This window comes from Candidatus Brocadia sp. (genome assembly GCA_021646415.1).
Classification (GTDB): domain Bacteria; phylum Planctomycetota; class Brocadiia; order Brocadiales; family Brocadiaceae; genus Brocadia.
Map to the genome: position 1 here is coordinate 22115 of SOEU01000015.1, position 23791 is coordinate 45905.

Annotated in this window: 21 protein-coding genes and 5 tRNA genes; 5 read left to right on the forward strand and 21 right to left on the reverse strand. The window is 41.5% G+C overall.

Annotation, left to right across the window (positions count from 1 at the left end):
- Positions 1–11: 11 nt before the first annotated feature.
- The 19 genes from fusA to aroC all read right to left on the reverse strand — a co-directional run bounded on the left by fusA (position 12) and on the right by aroC (position 17607).
- Positions 12–2066 carry an elongation factor G gene (fusA, locus tag E3K36_12280; GenBank protein MCF6156001.1) on the reverse strand — a complete coding sequence of 685 codons (2055 nt, stop codon included), beginning with the start codon at positions 2064–2066 and terminating at the stop codon, positions 12–14.
- Positions 2067–2085: 19 nt separating this feature from the next.
- Positions 2086–2568: a 30S ribosomal protein S7 gene (rpsG, locus tag E3K36_12285; GenBank protein ID MCF6156002.1), complete on the reverse strand. Its 483-nt coding sequence runs from the start codon at positions 2566–2568 to the stop codon at positions 2086–2088.
- A 25-nt stretch (positions 2569–2593) separates the two neighbouring features.
- Positions 2594–2965, reverse strand: a complete 372-nt coding sequence (locus tag E3K36_12290) for a 30S ribosomal protein S12 (protein ID MCF6156003.1) — start codon at positions 2963–2965, stop codon at positions 2594–2596.
- 21 nt (positions 2966–2986) lie between these two features.
- Positions 2987–7096, reverse strand: coding sequence for a DNA-directed RNA polymerase subunit beta' (rpoC, locus tag E3K36_12295; GenBank protein ID MCF6156004.1), 4110 nt, complete (start codon positions 7094–7096; stop codon positions 2987–2989).
- Between the two features lie 76 nt (positions 7097–7172).
- Entirely contained in the window at positions 7173–10868 is a 3696-nt protein-coding gene (rpoB, locus tag E3K36_12300; GenBank protein ID MCF6156005.1) for a DNA-directed RNA polymerase subunit beta, read from the reverse strand.
- Positions 10869–10905: 37 nt separating this feature from the next.
- Positions 10906–11328: a 50S ribosomal protein L7/L12 gene (locus tag E3K36_12305; protein ID MCF6156006.1), complete on the reverse strand. Its 423-nt coding sequence runs from the start codon at positions 11326–11328 to the stop codon at positions 10906–10908.
- 35 nt (positions 11329–11363) lie between these two features.
- Positions 11364–11891 (reverse strand): 50S ribosomal protein L10, encoded by a 528-nt coding sequence (locus tag E3K36_12310; protein ID MCF6156007.1) that lies wholly within the window; start codon positions 11889–11891, stop codon positions 11364–11366.
- Between the two features lie 36 nt (positions 11892–11927).
- Positions 11928–12608 (reverse strand): 50S ribosomal protein L1, encoded by a 681-nt coding sequence (locus E3K36_12315; protein MCF6156008.1) that lies wholly within the window; start codon positions 12606–12608, stop codon positions 11928–11930.
- 47 nt (positions 12609–12655) lie between these two features.
- On the reverse strand, positions 12656–13081 hold the full coding sequence (gene rplK / locus E3K36_12320) for a 50S ribosomal protein L11 (protein ID MCF6156009.1): 426 nt from the start codon (positions 13079–13081) through the stop codon (positions 12656–12658).
- Positions 13082–13096: 15 nt separating this feature from the next.
- Positions 13097–13645, reverse strand: coding sequence for a transcription termination/antitermination factor NusG (gene nusG / locus E3K36_12325; protein MCF6156010.1), 549 nt, complete (start codon positions 13643–13645; stop codon positions 13097–13099).
- A gap of 197 nt (positions 13646–13842) precedes the next feature.
- The gene (secE, locus tag E3K36_12330) at positions 13843–14304 is read right to left on the reverse strand and encodes a preprotein translocase subunit SecE (GenBank protein ID MCF6156011.1); all 462 of its coding nucleotides are present in this window, start codon (positions 14302–14304) and stop codon (positions 13843–13845) included.
- A gap of 19 nt (positions 14305–14323) precedes the next feature.
- Positions 14324–14400 (reverse strand) — tRNA-Trp (locus E3K36_12335).
- 43 nt (positions 14401–14443) lie between these two features.
- Positions 14444–14593: a 50S ribosomal protein L33 gene (gene rpmG / locus E3K36_12340; protein MCF6156012.1), complete on the reverse strand. Its 150-nt coding sequence runs from the start codon at positions 14591–14593 to the stop codon at positions 14444–14446.
- Between the two features lie 17 nt (positions 14594–14610).
- Positions 14611–15813, reverse strand: a complete 1203-nt coding sequence (gene tuf / locus E3K36_12345; GenBank protein ID MCF6156013.1) for an elongation factor Tu — start codon at positions 15811–15813, stop codon at positions 14611–14613.
- 69 nt (positions 15814–15882) lie between these two features.
- Positions 15883–15957 (reverse strand) — tRNA-Thr (locus tag E3K36_12350).
- 148 nt (positions 15958–16105) lie between these two features.
- Positions 16106–16176, reverse strand: a tRNA-Gly gene (locus tag E3K36_12355).
- A gap of 28 nt (positions 16177–16204) precedes the next feature.
- A tRNA-Tyr gene (locus E3K36_12360) sits at positions 16205–16289 on the reverse strand.
- Between the two features lie 45 nt (positions 16290–16334).
- A tRNA-Thr gene (locus tag E3K36_12365) sits at positions 16335–16409 on the reverse strand.
- 61 nt (positions 16410–16470) lie between these two features.
- Positions 16471–17607: a chorismate synthase gene (aroC, locus tag E3K36_12370; GenBank protein ID MCF6156014.1), complete on the reverse strand. Its 1137-nt coding sequence runs from the start codon at positions 17605–17607 to the stop codon at positions 16471–16473.
- Positions 17608–17720: 113 nt separating this feature from the next.
- On the opposite strand from aroC, the gene E3K36_12375 reads away from it, so the two are divergent.
- The 5 genes from E3K36_12375 (at position 17721) to E3K36_12395 (ending at position 22143) form a co-directional block, all read left to right on the forward strand.
- Positions 17721–18983 carry an ABC transporter permease gene (locus tag E3K36_12375; GenBank protein MCF6156015.1) on the forward strand — a complete coding sequence of 421 codons (1263 nt, stop codon included), beginning with the start codon at positions 17721–17723 and terminating at the stop codon, positions 18981–18983.
- 249 nt (positions 18984–19232) lie between these two features.
- Complete coding sequence (locus tag E3K36_12380; GenBank protein ID MCF6156016.1) at positions 19233–20048, forward strand: tetratricopeptide repeat protein; 816 nt, start codon at positions 19233–19235, stop codon at positions 20046–20048.
- 11 nt (positions 20049–20059) lie between these two features.
- On the forward strand, positions 20060–20965 hold the full coding sequence (locus E3K36_12385; protein MCF6156017.1) for a phosphoribosylaminoimidazolesuccinocarboxamide synthase: 906 nt from the start codon (positions 20060–20062) through the stop codon (positions 20963–20965).
- Positions 20966–20997: 32 nt separating this feature from the next.
- The gene (locus tag E3K36_12390; protein MCF6156018.1) at positions 20998–21807 is read left to right on the forward strand and encodes an inositol monophosphatase; all 810 of its coding nucleotides are present in this window, start codon (positions 20998–21000) and stop codon (positions 21805–21807) included.
- A gap of 9 nt (positions 21808–21816) precedes the next feature.
- Entirely contained in the window at positions 21817–22143 is a 327-nt protein-coding gene (locus E3K36_12395) for a hypothetical protein (GenBank protein ID MCF6156019.1), read from the forward strand.
- A gap of 1 nt (position 22144) precedes the next feature.
- Here the strand turns inward: E3K36_12395 and pssA are convergent, their stop codons facing one another.
- Both pssA and E3K36_12405 read right to left on the reverse strand, forming a co-directional pair.
- Positions 22145–22876 (reverse strand): CDP-diacylglycerol--serine O-phosphatidyltransferase, encoded by a 732-nt coding sequence (pssA, locus tag E3K36_12400; GenBank protein ID MCF6156020.1) that lies wholly within the window; start codon positions 22874–22876, stop codon positions 22145–22147.
- Between the two features lie 234 nt (positions 22877–23110).
- Entirely contained in the window at positions 23111–23785 is a 675-nt protein-coding gene (locus tag E3K36_12405; protein ID MCF6156021.1) for a CYTH domain-containing protein, read from the reverse strand.
- Positions 23786–23791 lie beyond the last annotated feature (6 nt).

Genomic DNA, 23791 nt, shown 5'->3' on the forward strand with positions numbered 1-23791 from the left:
TTTAAGTAACATTATGCAACACTGCTGAATGCCTTTGCAGGCGCAGGTCTGTATTCTAACGGTTCCATAGTAAATGTTCCCCTACCCTGTGTAATTGACCGTAATACCGTTGAGTACCCAAACATCTCTGCAAGTGGCACATCACCCTTAATAATCCTGAGTCCACCTCTTGTACCCATTTCGAGAATATTTGCCCTTCGACTATGGATTTCGCTTATTACATCCCCCATATATTGCTCAGGAACTACAATTTCCAAAGTCATTATTGGCTCCAGTAATATTGACTTTGCCATTTCCACACCTTTTCTCAGCGCAATACTTGCGGCAGTATAAAATGCCAAATCAGATGAATCCACAGGATGAGTTGAACCATCGGTTAGCGTAACTTTTATATCGATGAGCGGGTATCCCCCGGCAACACCAGTCGTAGCAGTTTCCCTGATTCCTTTTTCTACTGATCTTATGTATTGCTTAGGAATCTTTCCACCAACAATGGCATCCTCAAAAGTTACCGACTCCTCACCTTTAAAAGGTTCTAATGTAATCCACACATGTCCATATTGACCGTGGCCACCTGTCTGCTGAATAAATTTACCTTCAACCTCAACCTTTTTGGCTATTGTTTCTCTGTAAGAAACCTTTGGAGCCCCCACATTGGCATCAACTTTATATTCGCTCAGCATTCTATTTTTAATTACTTCCAAATGCAACTCACCCATACCCGAAATAATCATTTGCCCAGTCTCCTGGTCCATACGAACTTTAAACGTTGGGTCTTCTTTTGCCAATTTCGACAGTACAACGCCAAGTTTTTCCTTTTCAGCGTCCGTCTTGGGTTCTATCGCCATAGATATCACTGTATCAGGGAATTCCATCTTCTCTAGAACTATGGGATTATCAGAATCACACAAGGTGTCTCCTGTGACTGTATACTTCAAACCAATTACAGCACCTATATCTCCAGCAGTAAGCTCATTCACCTGTTCACGGGTGTTTGCGTGCATTTTATAAATACGACTAATTAATTCTTTTTTATCTTTCCCAGAATTTATTACCCTGGTACCCGAACTTATCTTGCCAGAGTAAACCCTTATAAATGTCAAATCACCGTGCTTATCCGATGCAATTTTAAAAGCCAAGGCGCTAAAAGGTTCTGTGGGAAGCGGTTTTCTTGATACGTCCTCATCTGTATAGGGATTTGTACCGACAATTGATTTTCTGTCGGCTGGTGAAGGCAGGTAATCGCATACGGCATCAAGGAGTGGCTGGACCCCTTTTCTTTTAAATGCAGAACCGCACATCACAGGTACAAGTTTTAAATTAATCGTCCCTTCTCTGATCGCCTTTTTTATTTCTTCGTTTGTTATGCTCTCACCACTTAAAAATTTTTCCGTTAGCCAATCTACTTGTTCTGCTAGCCACTCAATCATCTTTTCACGCTGAACTTCAGCATCTTTTTTATATTCCGGCGGGATCTCTTCTACGGAAAAATTGATCCCCAATTTATCAACATCATCCGAGTAGATCAAGGCCTTCATAGCTACAAGGTCAATTACACCTTTAAATCCTTGTTCTTTACCCACGGGGAGCTGAATAGGAATCGCCTTTATCCCTAATCGTTCATTAATCTCTCCCACTACTTTCATGAAATCTGCACCAATGCGGTCCATCTTATTCACAAAGCATATTCTAGGCACATTATATCTATCCGCCTGACGCCATACCGTCTCAGACTGCGCCTCAACACCACCCACACCGCAGAATACGCAAATGGCCCCGTCAAGTACGCGGAGCGAACGTTCTACCTCTATTGTAAAATCCACATGGCCTGGTGTATCAATCAGATTAATTTGGTAGTCATTCCAGGTACATGTTGTAGCAGCCGCAGTAATAGTAATCCCACGTTTTTGTTCCTCTTCCATCCAATCCATTATCGCAGTTCCATCGTGTACTTCACCCATTTTATATGATTTTCCGGTGTAATAAAGAATACGCTCTGAAGTAGTCGTCTTACCGGCATCGATGTGAGCTGCAATACCAAAATTTCTCATTTTTTCAATATTCATAATTATTAAACTTCCTGTACTAAAATTTTGACCATGCAAAATGTGCAAATGCCTTATTAGCCTCAGCCATCTTATGAGTATTTTCCCGCTGGGTTATGGCTACTCCCTGCTTTTTATATGCATCCGCTAGTTCATCGGCCAATCGCTGGAACATAGGACGTCCTTTTTTTCCTTTCGCCGCGCCTATTATCCACCGAAATGCCAACGAAATTTGCCTTTGCTTTGGAACCTCTACAGGCACCTGATATGTTGCTCCACCTACACGTTTTGACCGAACCTCCACCAATGGTTTAACGTTATTTACAGCAGTTTCGAATATTTCCAAAGGTTCAACATCTGCTATCTTTTTTTCTATAATTCCCATTGCATCGTAAAATACTTTCTCTGCAACACTTTTTTTGCCCTTTCGCATAAGGCAATTAATAAACTTTGATACCAGTTTACTCTTATATTTTATATCCGGCTGCAAATATACCCCTGTGCTCCTGTATGCAAGCGCCATAAACTACATTCTCCTTCATGAAAATCTATTTTGGTGTTTTTGTCCCGTATTTGGAACGCGAACGCCTTCTGCCATCAACACCGGCACAATCCAACGTTCCTCGAATGATATGATATTTAATACCAGGAAGGTCCCTTACACGACCTCCTCTTATTAAAACAATAGAGTGTTCTTGCAAATTATGACCCTCACCTGGGATATAAGCAGTTATTTCCCTACCATTCGACAACCGAACCCTGGCCACTTTTCTTAATGCAGAATTAGGTTTTTTTGGTGTTCTAGTCATAACTTGAAGACAAACCCCCTTCTTATGTGAGCATTTTTCTAAGTCCGGGCTTTTACTTTTGTTTTTAGCGCCCTTTCTGCCTTTCCTGATTAATTGATTTATCGTTGGCATATTTTTCTCATCCCTATATTGTTAGGTTGACGTAACGAGTTCTTTTTCCTCATGTTTTTCTAACTCTCTTGAAGTGGCTACTTCACTTGGTACCACAGAAAGTGAACAATAAGACTTATAACCTGTTCCGGCTGGCACCAGATGTCCGAGAATGACATTTTCCTTCAATCCAACCAGCTCATCAACTTTACCTTCAAGCGCTGCTCTGGTTAGAACTTTGGTTGTTTCCTGAAACGATGCTGCAGATATAAAACTGTCAGATTGCAAAGATGCTTTCGTTATGCCCATTAATAGTGGTTTTGCTGTTGCAGGTTTTCCACCCTTCCCTATTATTTTCTTATTTTCTTCTTTAAATCTAAACTTGTCAACAACTTGACCCGGCAGAAAACTTGTGTCACCGACATCATCCACTTTTACCTTTCTGAGCATTTGAGCAATAATAATCTCAATATGTTTATCATCAATTGGTACATTTTGAGACCGATAAACATTTTGAACTTCTTTCTGCATGTATGTCTGCAACTCTTCCTCACCACTTATCCTTAAAATGTCTTGTAGTATGAGAGGCCCTTCCACCAGCGGATTACCCGCTTTAATATGATCACCTCTGTGTACTTTTAAATGCTTACCCCGAGGAACAAGATGTTCAATTTCCATCCCCGTCTCACTCTTAACTAATATCGTGCGTTTCCCACGGCGCTTTTCGCCAACTTCCACAACACCATCAATTTCACTCATAACCGCAGGATCTTTCGGTTTTCTTGCCTCAAAAATCTCCGCTACCCTCGGCAAACCACCTGTGATATCCTCAGTCCTTGAAATTTCCCTCGGAGTTTTGGCAAGCAAAGTCCCAGCAGTAACAAATTCACCTTCTTCCACTTCGAGATGCGCCTTCTCCGGGATCGGATAGAGACCAAGGATCTTACCTGTTTCATCCTCAATAATGATTTGAGGATGTAAATCTCCCTTATGTTCCATAATCACCTTCCGTTTTACACCGGTTGAAACATCAGACTCCTGCCTCATAGTCTTGCCAATCACAATATCCTCAAAACGGATTTTGCCGGACATTTCTGTTAATATGGGGATCATATGGGGGTCCCATCTCGATAGCACTTGGTGAGCAACGACGTTATCATTCTCTTTGACCAATACCTCTGCACCAAGCACTACAGTATGTTTATCAATTTGTCTTCCCTTAGAATCTATAAGTAAGATCTCACCATTTGCGTTAATGGCGACATTTTTCTCCTGAGGATTTTTTACTACATTTAAATTGTTATATTTTACAGTTCCGGCCCGCTTTGCTTTTATCTCAGACTCTTCCACCGAACGAGTTGCAGTACCACCGATATGAAACGTTTTCATGGTAAGCTGCGTACCAGGTTCACCAATCGATTGCGCCGCAATAATCCCTACCGCCATACCTTCCTCCACAAATTGCCCCCGTGATAAATCCATTCCGTAGCATTTTTTACAAAGCCCCAAAGGCAATTCACAAGTCAGCGGTGAACGTACTTTGATCTTTTCATATCCTAAAGCTTCTATCCTCTTTGCTTTTTCTTCCGTGATTAATTCATTTTCTCTTACAATTACTTCGTCTTTTACCAAATCTACGATATTATTCCTCGCAACCCGCCCTGTAATTACCTTACTTAATGGTACCTCGACTTTTTCCCCGCGGTAAACAACACTCTTGGTAATACCGTTTGTAGTACCACAATCTTGCGCTGTTATAACCACGTTCTGGGCAACATCTGCCAATTTCCTCGTCAAATACCCAGAATCTGCTGTTTTTAAAGCAGTATCAGCCAATCCTTTTCTCGCACCATGAGTGGAACTGAAATACTCCAGTACCCCTAACCCTTCCCTGAAATTCGCTTTTATTGGGGCCTCGATGATCTTACCAGAAGGTTTCGCCATCAAACCACGCATACCGGCAAGCTGTCTTAACTGCTGAGAACTGCCCCTTGCGCCTGATGATGACATTAAATATACAGGATTCAAATACCGCTTTCCTTCCCTCACATCGTTTTTAAGCTCATTCAACATCTCCTCTGCTACTCTTTCACCGGCATAGGTCCAAGTATCTATGATCTGATTATATCTTTCACCCTCCGTTATTATACCTTTTCGATATAATTTCTGTATTTTTTCGATCTCCTCCTGGGTCTTATCAATAATCTCCTGTTTCTTCGTCGGCATTTTTACGTCCGTAACAGCAAATGAAAGGCCGGCTTTTGTACATTCCTTGAAACCTATTTCTTTAATGTTGTCCAACAAATCGATTGTTTTTGCTCTGCCAAGAAGCTTATAACAATCTTGAATTATTCTACTGATACCTTTTAAATCCAATGTATAATTATAAAAAGGCATCCCATCGGGCAATATATTATTAAAAACAACACGGCCTACAGTTGTTTTACATAAACCATTTTTGGATTCTTCAGCACCAAACCTGTCTTTTATAATTTTCGTTTGTTTTATTCTTACCTCAATCTTTGTGTGCAAATGTACCTTTTTCTGTGACAATGCATAAACAACTTCATCAGGGCAACTAAATTTTTTGTACTTTTCTTCCTGGCTATCCGGCAAACTTGTTGTAAGAAAGGAACAGCCCAAAACGATATCCTGCGTGGGAGTAATAATTGGTTCACCCGAAGCCGGTGAAAAGATATTATTCGTAGACAGCATTAAGGTAATTGCCTCAACCTGGGCTTCTATAGAAAGGGGAAGATGTACAGCCATCTGATCGCCATCAAAATCTGCATTGAAGCCTCGGCATACTAACGGATGCAATTTGATAGCATTCCCCTCCACAAGAATGGGTTCAAAAGCCTGAATTCCCATCCTATGCAATGTGGGTGCCCTATTGAGCAACACAGGATGTCTCTTGACCACCTCTTCAAGAATATCCCAAACTTCCTTATCTTTACGACCCAGCATTTTTTTAGCACTCTTAATCGTATCTGCAAGTCCCATCTCTTTTAATCTTCGAATTATAAATGGTTGAAACAATTCAAGCGCTATTTTCTTCGGCAAACCACATTGGTGCAATTTCAACTCAGGCCCCACAACTATCACTGAACGTGCAGAATAATCGACTCTTTTCCCGAGCAAGTTTTCTCTGAAACGCCCTTGCTTGCCTTTTATCATATCGGTTAATGATTTTAGGGGCCTATTATTGCTACCCAATACAGGACGCTTTCCCCTCGTATTATCAAACAGGGCATCAACCGCCTGCTGCAACATTCTTTTTTCATTTCTTATAATTACTTCCGGGGCGTTTAAATCGATCAACTTCTTTAAGCGATTATTCCGATTAATTATTCTCCTGTATAGGTCATTGAGATCAGATGTGGCGAAGTTCCCACTTTCCAGCAAAACCAGCGGCCTTAGATCAGGAGGAATAACCGGAATAACGCTAAGCACCATCCAATCAGGTTTATTTCCAGAATCTCTAAATGCCTCTACAATTTCCAATCGTTTAATTATTTCTTTGGCACGTTGTTTCGACTTCGTTTGATTGAGTTCTTCACGCAATTCTTTTGATAGTGATACTAAATCAAGATTTTGTAACAGTGTCCGTATTGCCTCAGCCCCCATTCCAGCCTTGAAAGATTGTTCCCCATATTTTTCTTTATTCGCTTTATATTCATCTTCACTAAGTATTTGATATTCTTTTAACTGAGTACTTCCGGTCTCTATTACAACGTAATCCTGGAAGTAGATAATTCGTTCCAACGAAGTGGTCTTCATCCCCAGGAGTGTCCCTAAACGGGATGGCATAGCCTTAAAGAACCAAATATGAACAATGGGTGCGGCCAAATTAATATGCCCCATACGTTTTCTTCTAACACGGGAGTGTGTAATCTTTACACCACAACGGTCGCATATGATTCCCTTATGTTTTATCCCTTTATATTTCCCGCAAAAACACTCCCAATTACGCTCGGGACCAAAAATACGCTCGCAAAATAAACCGTCTTTCTCCGCTCTGTACGTACGATAATTAATCGTTTCTGGCTTTTTTACCTCCCCATAAGACCAACTTCTAATATCCTCAGGCGATGCAAGAGATATTTTCACCGAACTATACTCATTAATTTTATCGTACACTATATCTGCCATTTTAAAAACCTCTTAATAGAACCTTCTTATAGAACTTATTTAATTACTACTTGATGCAGTAAAAATTAAATTATCTTTAGCCCTCTTTTAACACTTCCATTTTTTTCTTTTCTAATTTTAAACTTAACCCTAGCCCGGCAATTTCATTCGCAAGCACTTCAAAAGACGCAGGCGTACCTGCTTCAAGCGTATTTTCACCTTTTACCATCGATTCGTAAATCTTTGTCCTTCCCTCGACATCGTCACTTTTCACAGTCAACAATTCCTGCAAATTGTGGGCTGCACCATACGCCTCGAGCGCCCAAACTTCCATTTCACCGAATCTCTGCCCACCAAACCGTGCCTTTCCACCTAATGGTTGCTGTGTAATCAACGAGTAAGGACCTGTTGCCCTTGCATGCACCTTTTCATCTACTAAATGATGAAGTTTTAACATATACATATAACCAACAGTAACCTTTTGTTCAAAAGGTTCACCAGTGCGCCCATCATATAAAACAGCTTTTCCGTCCTCAGGCAAGCCAGCATCCTTAAGAGTGGTCCGAATTTCATCTTCGCTCGCACCCTCAAAAATTGGAGTGACTGCCCGGAACCCCAGTTTTTTTGCTGCCCATCCTAAATGGGTCTCAAGAATCTGGCCAACATTCATTCTCGAAGGCACACCTAATGGATTCAATAACATTTCCACACGTGTCCCATCAGCCAAGAAAGGCATATCCTCTTCCGGAAGAATCTTGGAAATAACACCTTTATTCCCGTGCCTTCCAGCCATTTTATCCCCAACAGATAGCTTCCTCTTCGTCGCAATAGATATCTTTGCGAGCTCCAAAACCCCCGTTGGTAATTCATCACCCCGTTTCAAATGGTTAATCTTTCTGTCTCTTTCGTCCTTTAAAAATTCAATTTTTTCACGATATTCATGACTAATTTCAACAACCTTATCCTTTTTCTTTTTATTGCTAAACTCTATGTTCTCAATATCAAAACGCTCTTCGAGCGTAAGGATTGACTTCACTGGCATACCACGTTCAAGCGCATATGTCTGTCTCGTTTGTATATCCACCAAAGGTTCTTTGATTTCTCCATCTATTGCCTTCAACATTTTCACAAATTCTTTTGAAATACTCTCATCATATTTTGCTTCTATTTCGCTTATTTCCTGTAAAATTTTTTGCCTTTTGTCATCAGACAGATAGGACTTTCTAGAAAACACCTGCGTATTAATTACAATTCCTTCCATGCCAGAAGGAACTTCAAGCGATTCATTTTTAACATCTTCACCTGCACGTCCAAAGATAGCATGCAATAACTTTTCTTCGGGAGACAATTCACTCCTGCTCTTTGGAGCAATCTTGCCAACCAATATGTCTCCAGGCTTTACCTTTGTTCCAATTCGTATTACACCATTTTCATCAAGATTACTTAACGCTTTTTCAGAAACATTGGGAATGTCACGAGTAAATTCCTCCCTTCCCAATTTTGTCTCACGAATTTCCACCTCAAACTCATCTCTATGTATGGAAGTAAATCTGTCATCCTTAAGTAACGCCTCGCTAATCACTATAGCATCTTCAAAATTGTATCCATCCCAGGTCATAAAGGCCACCAATACATTTTTGCCTAAACTTAACTCGCCCCTGCAAGTGGCGGCTCCATCAGCAATCACCTCTCCCCTTTTTACCTTTTGGCCTTCTGCAACAATGGGTTTTTGATTCAAACATGTACCTTCATTTAATCCCACAAATTTTCTCAGGTTATAGATATCCCTATCATCGATGACAATTTCATCGGCTGTTACTTTTGTTACAATCCCAGCATTCATCGCCTGGATCGTCATACTTGAATTTTGTGCAACAAATCGTTCCATACCAGTAGCTATTATTGGTGGCTCTGTTTTTAATAGTGGAACTGCCTGCCTTTGCATATTAGAACCCATCAGTGCCCTATTCGCATCGCTATGCTCAAGGAAAGGTATCAGGCTGGCTGATACTCCTACCAATTGTTTAGGAGAAACATCCATGTAATTTACATCTTTAAAATTCGCCTGATGAAAATCACCATTATATCTGCATAATACACTCTCCTTTTCTACTTTCTCCTTACCACTCATTAACACATCCGCTGGAGCTATTAATTTATTTTCTTCTTCGTCTGCACGAAGATACGTTATTTTATCAGCAATCTTTCCTTTATCAATTATACGATACGGGGTAATCAAAAAACCATATTCATCCGTTGTTGCATAAATGCTCAGGGATGCAATTAAACCTATATTAGTACCTTCAGGCGTCTCGATTGGACAAACCCTACCGTAGTGAGATACATGAACATCTCTCACTTCGAAACCTGCTCTCTTTCTGTTTAATCCGCCAGGCCCTAATGCACTTAACCTTCTTTCGTGGGTTAACTGCGCCAGAGGATTTGTCTGATCCAATACTTGGGACAGTTCACTCCGGCTAAAGAAATAGTCTATCGCTGAAAAGATAGCTTTAGAATTCACAAGGGAACGTGGTGTTAATTGTTCGGAATCTTTTACACTTAGTCTTTCCTGCACAGTTCGCCTTAGTTTTAAAAAACCCTTTCGTAACTCTTCCCCTGCCAGCTCATCAATGGTTCGAAGCCTTCGATTCCCCAAATTATCAATATCGTCTACAGATGCCCCAGCCTCACCTTTGCGTAATTTCATTATATACCGTATGGCCTCTACATAGTCTTCCTTTTGCAGCGTCATCTCGGTTTCATTAATATTGTGCCCCAGCTTCCTGTTCAGCCTAAATCTTCCCACCAACCCCAATCTATATCGCTTTATATCGAAGAACTTATCATAAAATAGCTGCCTCGCTTTTTCTACCTGCTGCGGATTTCCTGGACGAAACCGTGCATAAATTTTTAACAGGGCATCTTCATGGGATTTCGTAAAATCAGATTCCAACGAATTCAATATCAATGGATCTTCCATCTTCTTAATTACTTCAATCTTCTTGATTTCCAAATCCGTAATTGTCTTTATCAGTGTATCGGAAATCTGGCGACCCGCCTCAAGAACAATTTCTCCCGTTTGAGGATTCACGATCTTGTCAACAGTATACCTGCCTCTTAATTTTGTAGCCGAGGCAAAATCTGTTATTTTTACTACTTCCGTTTCATAGAAGAGCCTGATAATATCTTCATCATTCGTATATTCCTCTGACAAAGCCCTCAGGAAACAGGTAGCCGGCAACTTTCCGCTCTGATCGATTTTTACCGTAAGACTATCCTTTTTTCCTACTTCCAATTCGATCCAACTCCCTCTCTCTGGGATAATTCTGCACGAATGCAACCTTTTTTCAGCATGAAATTCCTCGATAAAGTCTATCCCCGGCGAGCGGTGCAACTGAGTGACAATCACCCTCTCAGTCCCATTAATAATGAATTCGCCGCCACCTATCATAACCGGTATCTCGCCCAAGTATACTTCTTCCTCAATGGGTTCGGCTCTATTCAATCTCAGCCAAATCCGAAACGGGCAACCATATGTTAACCGTAATTGTCTGCACTCATCTTGCGTATATCGTGGTTTCCCAAGATCGTATTTGATATAGTCCAAAGACATCGTTCCATCATAGTTACTTATTGGGAATATCTCTCTCAATATCGCTTCGATTCCATGATTCTTTCTTTTAGAGGCAGGCACATCCGCTTGCAAAAAATCACCATACGCCTTTGTCTGAATCTGAACAAGATTTTGGATCTCTATCACCTCTTCAATTTTGCCATAATTACGGATTTCCATAATATCCCCGTGTTTTTAAGTTAGAAAATACAAATTATTATTTAATTTCTACCTTAGCGCCTGCATCCTCAAGCGATTTCCTAATCTTCTCTGCTTCCTCTTTCGAAACCCCCTCTTTAACCGTCTTAGGAGCACCTTCAACAAGGTCCTTGGCCTCCTTTAAACCCAGATTCGTTTCAGCGCGAACAGCCTTAATCACCTGGATTTTGTTTGCACCCCCATCCTTCAGAATAACATCAAATGCGGTCTTTTCCTCTGCAACTGCCGCTTTACCTTCTGCTGCAACGGCTGCTACCCCAACCGGCATGGATGCAACTGCTGCCGCAGAGACACCAAATTTCTGTTCAAACGCCTTAACGAGTTGTGAGGCTTCCAGCAATGTCATTCCCGCCACCAAATCCAGCACTTGAGCAATTTTGCCGGAAGGCTCAACTGTCTTTTCTTCACCTACCTGAGTCATTTTAATCCTCCTACCTTTCAGGAATCCTGCAAAAACTATTCACCACTTTTTTCTTTTTTATCTTTAACTGCCTGGAATACCGTTACCAGGCTACGCAAAACAGCATTAAAAGCACTTGCAACCCCTACGATGGGTGCATTGATACCTGTTATTACCTGTGTGCGAAGTACCGGCATACTTGGAAGCATTGCCAGATTATTTATATCATCAACAGAAACTGTCGCCCCTTCAACAAATCCACCACGCAAACTCAAAAAAGGTATTTTTTTCGACCACTCCAGGGTTTCTTTTGCCATGATTACCGGATCTTCCCCACCGGTTATTACCGCTGAAGGACCACGGAGCATGTCAATAATCTCCGTAACTTTTAGCTCTTTAAATGCAATCGCTGCAAGTGAATTTTTAACTATTTCCAGGCAAATCTTCTTTTTTCGCAAATCTTTTCGCAACCGATCGAATTCTAATGCTTTTATCCCCTGATAGTTCACTACCAAATAATTGTTTGTATTGCGGTAGTTGGAAACCAATCCCTTTACAACAAGTTCTTTTAATTCATTTGCCATTGCTTTATTTCATTCCCTTCGCATTTGTTTCTAACCCTAAATCTGTACCATTATTCCAGGGCTCATTGTTGAAGATACTGAAACCTTTTCCAAAAACACCCCTTTTGCTGAGGCCGGACGTGAGTTGATAATATGCTTAATAAACGTATTTATATTATCCTCTAAATCTTTTTCTGAAAACGAAACCTTCCCAACTATGGTATGGACGTTTCCTCCCGCATCAGTTCTGTACTCAATTTTACCTGCCTTAAACTCCTTTACAGCCGTTTCAATGTTATCTGTCACCGTCCCCGACTTAGGCGAAGGCATCTTACCCTGCGGCCCTAGAACCCTACCAAGTTTACCTACCAACCTCATCATATCAGAAGCTGCAATTGCAACATCAAAATCAGCCCATCCGCCCTCAACCTTTTTTACTAATTCTTCAGCCCCAACCTCATCCGCACCTGCTTTTTTTGCTATTGCAGCCTTTTCACCGGCAGCAAAAACAATTACTTTAAGACTTTTACCAATACCATTGGGCAACGAAACAGACCCTCTGACAAGTTGATCCGATTGCTTCGGGTCAATACCCAGTTTCATTGCAACCTCAACGCTTTCGTCAAATTTCGCCGATTTAAAAGACTTAAGCAACTTAACGGCTTCTTTTAAATCGTACTTTTTCCCTGAATCTACAATATTCCAGGACTCTAAATATCTCTTGCTTCTTTTTGCCATCTGCATACTTTCCTTTCAAACAGCCAAAACATGCACTTTTATGGAAATTAGTCTACCACCTTAATTCCCATATTGCGGGCAGTTCCTTCTACTACTTTTATAGCAGCATCCAAATTATCAGCATTCAAATCAGCCAGTTTTTTACTTGCAATTTCTTTTAATTGTTGCATAGTTACCTGCCCCACCTTTTGCTTGTTTGGCTCAGAAGAGCCTTTCGCAATGCCAGCCAGTTGCTTTAACAACACTGAGGCAGGGGGAGATTTTAAAACAAATGTAAATGTTTTATCCTTAAAAACCGTAATCTCTACCGGTGTCAAAACACCTTGTAAATCTTTTGTCTTGTCATTAAATTGCTTTACGAATTGCCCTATATTTACTCCATGCTGACCAAGAGCTGGTCCTACTGGTGGTGCTGGGGTAGCCTGCCCTCCCGGACATTGTAGTTTAATCTTTGCCAAGATCTCTTTTGCCATCTTATACTCCTACTATCAAATTGCCTCAACCTGCCAATATTCCAACTCAACCGGAGTTGCCCTGCCAAACACCGTAAGCATTATTTTTACACGACCGCTGGCTGGTAACACTTCTTCAACAATCCCGTCGTAATTTTCAAATGGCCCTTCCTTAACTCTTACCTTCTCACCTTCTCTGAATTCAATCTTTGCCCGGGGTTTTTCTTCTTTATGCTCAACGTCAGACAACAGCTTCTCCACTTCGTAGCTCGCCATAGGCACCGGCTTGTTCTGCCCACCAATAAAATCGCCGGCACCAGGTGTTTCGCGGATCAGAAACCAAACTTCCTTCGGTATCTGGCCATGCTCATCTACCTCGACCTCGGCCATTATATAACCCGGATATATTTTTCTTTCTGTTATCCTTTTCTTACCACCCTTAATTTCCGAAACCTTCTCACTGGGAACCAAAACATTCGTGATTAACCCTTCTAAGCCACGCGCCTTAATGAGCTCTATCAAACTATCCCTTACTTTGTCCTCTTTATTGCTCTGAACGCGTAAAACAAACCATTGCTTAGACATTTTAATATTTAAACCTATAGAAAAAAACCACAAAAAGCACCCTATAACCACTGCAAGACAAAGATTAATCTGCGTTATTTAATCACGAGGAAGGAATCAAAAGAATTGACAGTCTGAGGAGCATCCAAAACTCATCATCATTGCCACACTGGGACGTAATACCCATCCTTTCACCCAAGCCACCGACATACATTACATTAAAGCACGCCAATGTACTCCATTACCACAGACACAAACCAATCAACACCCAATATAAACATTCCTATTACAATAACTGACACGATAACAACCGCCGTAGAACCAACCAACTCATATCTTGTTGGCCATGAAACTTTTTGAAGTTCACCCTGAGTATCAATGAGAAATTCAACCGTCTTTTTACCGCTATTATCTAAAGGCCTAATTCCCGTCTCAAAACCTACGACAAAAATACCAATTAAAAAACCCAAAAAAACAAAAAGCAAAAAGGCACACACTAGCCCCCAAGACAAACTAATGTCAATTAACGGAATCCTCGCACTTCCGGCAACATTTGGCAAGTCTATCAAAACATTATACAGCGAGACAGAAGCAAACAACGCAAGGATGCCTAATGCAATTCCTACGGCAATTCTGCTATATACCCCAAACCCTTTTCTATAAACCCCAAAAAACGACATCTTGTAATCTCTTTATATATGGCAGGTCTGGAGGGACTCGAACCCCCAACGGCCGGATTTGGAGTCCGGTGCTCTACCAATTAGAGCTACAGACCTTTATTTTAATGCGAAAACAATTTAATCAACATAAAGCAAAAATCTACTTCTTGTATTCTTTGTGATCTGTGTGCTTCCTGCAATACCTGCAAAACTTCTTCAGCTCCAACTTTTCTGTTTGTTGTGTCTTTTTAGGCGTTCTATAATTCCTACTAGAACATATTTTACACACCATAGTCACATATTCACGCATCGCATATTCCTGAGTTTTTATTCAATAATTTTTGTAACGACGCCGGCGCCGACAGTCTTTCCACCCTCCCGGATAGCAAACCTCAACCCCTCATCCATCGCTATCGGTGTCAGCAACTCCACATTTACCTTCACATTATCACCAGGCATCACCATCTCTGCACCACCCGTCAAGCTTACCACCCCCGTCACATCCGTCGTCCTGAAATAGAACTGCGGCCTATACCCATTAAAAAATGGTGTATGCCTGCCACCCTCTTCCTTCGTCAATATATATGCCTCTGCCTCATACTTCCTATGCGGAGTTATACTCCCCGGTTTCGCCAACACCTGACCCCTCTCCAAATCATCCTTCTCTATACCTCTCAGCAACACCCCAAGGTTGTCTCCCGCCTGCCCCTCATCCAACGTCTTATTAAACATCTCCACCCCTGTCACTACAGACTTCTTAATCTCCGGCCTTATCCCTACGATATCCACCTCATCGCCAACCTTCACCTTACCCCTCTCCACCCTCCCAGTTCCCACTGTACCCCGTCCTTTGATACTAAACACATCTTCCACCGACATCAAAAACGGCTTATCTATCTCTCTTACTGGGTCGGGAATATATGCATCCACTGCCTCCATCAACTTCAACACAGGTCCGCAATTCGCGCACGTCGCCGCCCCACACCCGCACTCATTCGCCTTGAGCGCCGACCCCCTGATCACCGGTATCTCATCCCCGGGGAAATTGTACTTACTCAACAACTCGCGAACCTCCATCTCCACCAAATCCAACAACTCCTTATCCTCGAGCATATCCACCTTGTTCATAAACACCACAATCCTCGGCACCCCAACCTGCCTCGCCAGCAATATATGCTCCCGCGTCTGCGGCATTGGCCCATCCGGCGCACTCACCACCAGTATCGCACCATCCATCTGCGCCGCTCCGGTTATCATATTCTTCACGTAATCCGCATGCCCAGGACAATCAACATGCGCATAATGCCTCTTTTGCGTCTCGTACTCCACATGTGATATCGCTATTGTTATACCCCTCTCCCTCTCCTCCGGCGCCTTGTCTATCGAATCATACGCCCTCTCCTTGGCCAACCCCTGCTTCGCCAATACATGTGTTATCACTGACGTCAACGTCGTCTTCCCGTGATCCACATGCCCTATCGTCCCCACATTCACATGCGGCTTCGTCCGCTTAAATACTTCTTTACCCATAGACTCCCCTTCCCTAATTAATTCCCAGCCCTATATACCCTATATATTAGTTTTATATTTTATTTTATATGGAGCTGCTGATGGGATTTGAACCCATGGCCTCGTCCTTACCAAGGACGTGCTCCACCACTGAGCTACAGCAGCAAGTACAAGGTAATATGAATCTAACAACCTACCTCAGCACTTCAGTTGCCACCCCTCGCTATACAAATGCAGAAGTCATGTATATTACCATGAAAAAAAATAAATGTCAAACACAAAGTACATTTTTATTTTATTTTTAAGCAGATCAAGCGGGCGATGGGAATCGAACCCACATGACTAGCTTGGAAGGCTAGGGCTCTACCATTGAGCTACGCCCGCAGAAATCAACTTCAATTCCACTAAAAACTGGTGGGTGGAGGAGGATTCGAACCTCCGAAGGCTATGCCAACAGATTTACAGTCTGTCCCCTTTGGCCACTCGGGAATCCACCCTATCTAATTATTCTGTTTCTTAAGCTTTGTCCCTGCAACACATTCTGGAGCTAGCGGTGGGACTCGAACCCACAACCTGCGGTTTACAAAACCGCTGCTCCGCCATTGAGCTACGCTAGCTCAGAAAAAGGATTATGATATCAAAACACACAAATTATTCAAGTAAAATTTACAACTACCTTCAAAAACACGAAAGATACCCTTCGAAATTACGTTTCACCTCGTCAATACTATCCTCTCCAAATTTTTCCAAAAATGCTCTGGCAATTTCAAAGGCGATCATAGATTCACAAACAACAGAAGCAGCTGGAACCGCACAAACGTCCGATCTTTCATAGGTAGCCGTGATTGGCTCCTTTGTCAACAAATCCACAGATCTTAATGGCTTTTTCAATGTCGGAATAGGTTTCATATACGCCCTCGCTATAATCGGTTCCCCATTACTTAGACCACCTTCTATTCCTCCGGCATTGTTTGTCATCCTTTTAAATCCACCTGTTAACGACTTACCCTGTTTTGGCTTTTCATAAAAAATCTCGTCATGCACCTCCGAACCAAATCTGTCGGCTGCAGTACAACCCAAACCTAATTCGACACCCTTGATTGCCTGAACAGACATCAAGGCACAGGCAATCCTTGCGTCCACCCTTAAATCCCATTGCGTATGGTTTCCCAATCCCACAGGCAATCCATACGCAACAACTTCAATAACACCCCCGAGTGAATCCCCTTTTTCTGCCGTTTCTTTAATCTTTTCAATAATTCTTTCCTCAATATCCTGATCGATACAGTATATGGGGCTTTTTTCACGAATTTTTTGTGCGACGTCTATGTCTTTAAGGAGTTTATCTGAATTAATACCCCCGATCCCTTTTACGTAACCAAATACACCGATTCCAAAAAGAGAGAGTAAAATCTTTGCCACAGCACCAACTGCCACCCTGGCAGCAGTCTCTCTTGCACTTGCCCGTTCCAGAATGTTCCGCGCATCTTTTTGGTTATATTTTAGAACACCAGCCAGGTCTGCATGGCCTGGCCTGGGACGAGTAACGGCAGGCAACTCATCAATTTTATAATCACTGTTTTTGATCATTAAACAAATGGGACTACCTAAGGTTATATTTTTCCTAATCCCTGAAAGAATTTCCACGCGGTCTTCCTCAATCTGCATCCTCCCACCCCTGCCTAATCCACCTTGTCTACGCTTCATTTCCTTGTTGATAACTGCTTCGTCAATAAACACCCCCGCCGGAAACCCTTCAATCATCGCGACAAGACATTTCCCGTGAGATTCTCCTGCAGTTTTAAAATATAACATTCCATGTCTCCAAAAATGGCAAATTTATTATTTCATTGCCTAAAAATTTATATATGCTAGAATTCGGGAATTATATATTTAACAATTCAAAATAACAATGCAAAATCTGTCCGATGTATAATCTTTTCATTAGTCTGCGCTATCTGCGTAAGAGAAAGATATCTTTTTTTGCAGTTGCTGGAGTTGCCGTTGGAGTAATGACCTTGATCGTTGTACTTTCCGTAATGAATGGATTTGATCAGGAACTCCGAAGCAGGATTCGAGGTACACTGGCGCATATTATTATTTTAAAAGGCGGCATGTACGGACTCGAAGATTATAAACAAGTCATCGAAAAAGTGAAAACCTTTGAGCATGTAGCAGCCTGTGCACCCTATGTAGAGGGTCCGGCACTTATCAAATTGAGAAATAGAAAGGAATTCGTCTACTTCAAAGGAATTGATCCTGATGCAGAAGCAAGCGTGGGTGATTTTAAGTCATATATTAGCCCGTTCGGAAATCAACCCGAAGATTTACTAAAAACCCACGGAGAAAAAAATACCGCCAGCACATTTGGTGGTTCAGAATTATTCAGGATCGGTCCTGGTGAACCTGAAAAAGACCCGGGGAGTTTCATCCAAAATGGCGAACAAATCGTGCTGGTCACACTGAAAGAATGGGATAAAATTAGTGTGAAGGCATTCATTGTTACGGGAAAATTCAAATCGGGAATGTACGATTTTGATAAAAACTATGTATACATCCCTCTTTCAGTGGCACAGGAGTTAACTGGTTCAAAGGAAAAAGATGCCGTTACCGGGATAAGCGTAAAATTAGATGATTACCGTTACGCCAATCAGGTACGAGACAAACTACAGGCTGCACTGGGCTTTGAATATTATGTACAAACATGGGAAGATGCAAGAAGAACTTTTTTGACAGCCGTAATGATGGAAAGACGCGTAATGGCATTTATACTATTTTTCATCATAGTGGTAGCAGGATTTAATATCCTGGCCATACTCACCATGATTGTCCTTGAAAAATCCAAGGATATCGGCATTCTCAAAGCACTCGGTGCAACCACTCACGGTATTATGTCTATCTTCCTTTTAAATGGATTCCTTATCGGCAGCATTGGTGCAAGCATTGGATCTGCTGCAGGGTTATCAATTGTTTTAAGGATTAATTGGATTGAAAATGCTTTATACCATATGACAGGGTGGAGACCATTCCCACCTGAGGTTTATTATTTTAATCAGATCCCAACGGTAGTAAATCCGATTAGTATCGTATGTACAGCTGCCATTGCCATTGCAAGTAGCGTGATATTTAGTCTCTATCCCGCTTTAAGGGCCGCACGACTCGACCCCGTGGAGACGTTGCGTTATGAATAACTGCTTATACCCTGAATTTAATCAAAACTATTGACAGGTAACAAAATAGCTGATAGCATTACTTCATTCATTCGTTTACCGTTTTATCTTCGTATCAAACCTTACTGGGCATTATGTCTTATAAAAGGGTATGAAATTGTAGCGCCAACCCTTATAGTCAGGATTGGGAGGTGGTAAACACTGTGCTACAGATAGAATTTATATTTTCTCACAAAATATCTCTTTATTGTTTCACTATAGATATTAACCGTGGTAAATTATTACGATATCCTCGAAGTACATCAAGAAGTAAGTGCAGAAGAGATAAAGCGCTCGTTTCGAACGCTTATCAAAAAATATCATCCCGATATCCACAGTCAGAATAAGCTGTGGGCTGAATCAAAGGCCAAGATTATTATACAAGCATACAAGACGCTCTCTGACTCTGTAACGCGCGAGCAATACGACAAAAAACACAAACATCTCTTCCAGGTAAATAGAAAACCAAGACCCACACAAAAAGAAACAACAATAAACGGTGATATTCAAGCACGCATACGTGTTATTTTCTTTGACCTCTTAGAAGGCCATACAAATAATGCTATCGATAATTACGAACGTCTATTAAAAGATTTTGATACTATTGACTTTCTTTCGTACTTAAATTATCGGGATTATATCGACTGTAAATTTTTATTGGCCGAGGCTTATGAAAAACTCAAAAAATACGATATTGCCATCGAACTTTACGAATTCATCCTCGAAAGAGGAAAAGGTTCCACAAACCGAAGACATTTGCTCCACGAGATTAAGGAACGGATAAGAAACATCTATTGTCGCAACCTGGCAAGATATGCCTCCCCCGAAAAGGCTTTGAGCTATTATGAAAAGGTGCTGAAGCTCAATTTATACAAAAACGAAAATGCCTTTATCTACAAAAAAATGGCCGAGTGTTTTCTTAGAATGGAAGAATATGAAAATGCCCTAAAACATCTGAATATTGCCTTATCGTTAAAGCCAAACCTTCAAGGTGCAAATAAACTGAAGACAAAACTCAAACAACATATCCCGGACTTTGCCAGATAGAACCAAAACCAATGAACAAAGAAACCCTTCCCCTCCTTACCACGAACATCCCGGAACTCAAATTATGCAACCGTGGTAAGGTACGAGACATTTATGAAATTAATGACACCTTATTAATCATTGCCACAGACCGTATCTCAGCATTCGATGTAGTTCTGCCAAGCGGTATTCCATACAAAGGGAAGGTACTCACCGGACTTTCTGAATTTTGGTTCAAATATACTGCAGACATCATCGAAAACCACCTTATTACCACCCAGATTGAGAAAATGAATAACGACTTTATTGCGAAGCATAAAGGCATCCTGCAGGGCCGCTCCATGCTTGTGAAAAGGGTGGATGTCATCCCGGTAGAATGTGTAATCCGCGGTTATTTAGCCGGTTCCGGCTGGAAAGAATATCAGAAAACCCAGTCAATCTGTGGAATAAAGTTACCTGCCGGGCTGAAAGAATCTGACAAGCTTCCGGAGCCCATCTTTACCCCTTCTACCAAGGCAGCAACAGGACACGACGAAAACATTACCTTTTCAAAGGTTATCGATATGGTTGGCAAGAAACTCGCTGAAGAATTGAAGGAAAAGAGCATGAAAATTTATCTCACGGCAAGCGACTACGCAAGGGACAGAGGTATTATCATCTGTGACACCAAGTTTGAATGGGGTATCACAAAAGATAGCAAGACGATACTGATTGATGAGGTGCTCACGCCGGATTCGTCACGTTTCTGGCCGCAAGAAGGCTATGAACCGGGAAAACCACAACACTCCTACGACAAGCAGTTTATCCGTGATTATCTCGAGAGCATCCACTGGGACAAGAAACCACCGGCGCCACCCCTCCCTCCTCATATCATCCAAAAAACTTCTGAAAAATACCTTGGTGCCTATAAAGCACTCACGGGGAAAAGCCTGATTTGAAAAACTTCTTTTCGCTATAAGAAACGCAACGAATGACAAAAAATTCAAATGATTTAAATACCTATCTTGAAGTTGCAAGGGAGGCCGCCCTTCGCGCTGGCGTTATTTTAAAAGAACATTTTGGGAAAGTGTGTCCCTCAATGATTGACGAAAAGGCCAAAAACGATTACGTCACCGAAGTTGATAAAAAATCTGAGGAAATCATCAAAAACTATATTAAATCTCATTTTAGCAACCACAACATATTGGCCGAAGAATCTTTTGAAGAGAGAAAAGAGTCCTCTTTCCTATGGATCATTGATCCCCTGGACGGCACTTTAAACTATATCCACGGCCTGCCGAATTTCGCCATCTCTATTGCTTTAGAAATTGAAGGAAATTTGGCAATAGGTCTCATTTACGAACCTCTCAGGGAAAACATTTATTCCGCAATGAAGGGGCACGGATCTTTTAAAAATAACAGGCGTATCCATGTCTCTTACTCCACCACTCTGAGTACATCTCTGATTGCTACCGGTTTTCCTTATAGAATTAAAGACATTATTGACCTTTATCTTAAGGTATTTAAGGATTTTTTTATGCATGCTACAGGGATCAGAAGAGGCGGCTCGGCCTGTCTTGACCTTGCATATACCGCAGACGGCATCTTTGGAGGATTCTTTGAATGCGCCCTCTCACCATGGGACATGGCGGCAGGCGCACTCCTGGTAGAAGAGGCAGGCGGTGTGGTCACAGACTTTAAAGGTGACAAACAATATTTAAAAACGGGGAATATCATCGCCGGCACCAAAGGGGTTCATCAGGAGATGCTAAAGATTATCCAAAATACCTTTAAAAACTGACAATTCCTTGTGACCAATGACGCGTTTCATCACGCCTGGCGCATACCAGCTGAGTCAAAAGCAAAAGGGGTTAAAAAAGAAGAATTGAGGAAGCTACAAAATGGATTGAGCAATTTCAGGCTGAACGATGCCATAGAATCAGGGCTGGTAAAGACCCCACGGGTTGTCATCAGAGACGACGGCGTTCCGGATGCAAGGACTTACAAATCGAACTCTACCACATTTATGAATGGGTTAGAGCTGTCAATGAACGCGGTCGTTTGGTGCGTGGCAATGGGCTGCATCCAAAGTCCCGCTGATATTTCAAGTATTCTTGAGAATACAATTTCGAGATAATTTATGTTGTAGAGTACCCCTTGCTTAGATGCTTGCCTTTTACTACCCCATACATCGAACATATTATCAAATAACAACTTAATACCGTTGATAATGCCAATTCCGGGGTAATTACAAAGAATAAAATGGCCGCAGAGAATTCTAGCACCATAGCCAAAATGCCTTGCTTAAAACCGATTTTGCTCGTGATATTAAAAAATGGAACCTTGCTGACCATAAATAGGCCCAGTGCAAAAGTAATAAAGGGTAAAAGTATAGTGACTACATCCGGTCCGAATCTTGTTTGCACAAAGTGGTGAAGGATGACAAGTTGTGCAATCGTTCCTCCTGAAAGGGTGGTGGGTAATCCCGTGAAAAAATGCCTTGGGATATTTACACCTTCGTCTTTTTGCACGTTAAATCTTGCCAACCGGAAAGCAGCACATATCATAAAAAACAGGCCAATGCCCCACAAAAAGATAACCGGAAAATTGTCGCACGTCTTAATCATAAGAACAGCTGGAGCAATGCCGAATGTTACCAAATCTGCCATAGAATCCAGCTGAGCACCCGTCTTGCTAGTACTCTTCATCATGCGGGCAAGTCTGCCATCAAAGGCATCCAATGCCATGGCAACTACAATCAACCATGCGGCAAGCTCAAAACTCCGGCTTGAAACACATAAAATCGAAACAAAACCGCATATGATATTTCCTATGGTTACCAAAGTGGGTAACATTTTTTTTATTTCCAATGTAAACCTCCAGTTGAAGTTGGATACACGATACAAGATTTTCTTTTCTTGGTTACACTATATATTTGGATTCACAAATAATGTACCTAGTATACAGAAAAATTATGTTCTTGTATTAATTTCATAAAAGCAAGATATTGCGATATTTATGGCATATCAAAAATGAGAAAAAAAACAAAGTATCGGGTCGTATTGCTGAAATCGCAGTATAATTACTGCGTTTATTAAGTATAATTACTGCAGTGAAGAGAGACCGTGTTTTCCAACCAACATCATCCCTTTTTTGTATTTTGAATCGACGGCGGGTTGCAATTTTAACTGATTTTGCAGGTCATCGGCAACTTCCTTGAGCTGTTCAACTCTCCCGTTTCTTAATTCTACTTCACATTCCCGATATTGTTTTTGACCCTTGTGTCCACGAAATGTTACTTCATCAAGAGATAATTCTGCCTTAAATCCTGCATTACCTTCAATTGTTGCAGTATGGCGCAGCGTCTCTACCACTAATACCTTCCTTAATGCTTGCCCATGGAGGTTTAACATATCGATGATTGGTGGTGGGATCGTTAGTTTTTCCTCTTCATTCCAGAGATTTATTTCATCACGAGAAAATGTCCATTCATATTCCTTGCGTTCAAAAATAGGGCCTTGTTGATTTTCAGACGACTTGCATGCACCCACATAGCTTTTACCCCTTTGACGGATGCGCAGGCCGAAATCAGAATTGAGGAGCGTATATCGGGGCGTATCAAAGTAAATATCAGTCTGAAAACACGGCTTTTCTTTAGCGTATTGGAAACCCAGGATTTTTACAACATTCAGAAAGGCATCCAAACCAAGCCCATCAGGACAAATAAACTTTGCCTCAATTTCTGACTTGTCTCTTTTGTCGTGGAAATCCGTGTTCATTCACCG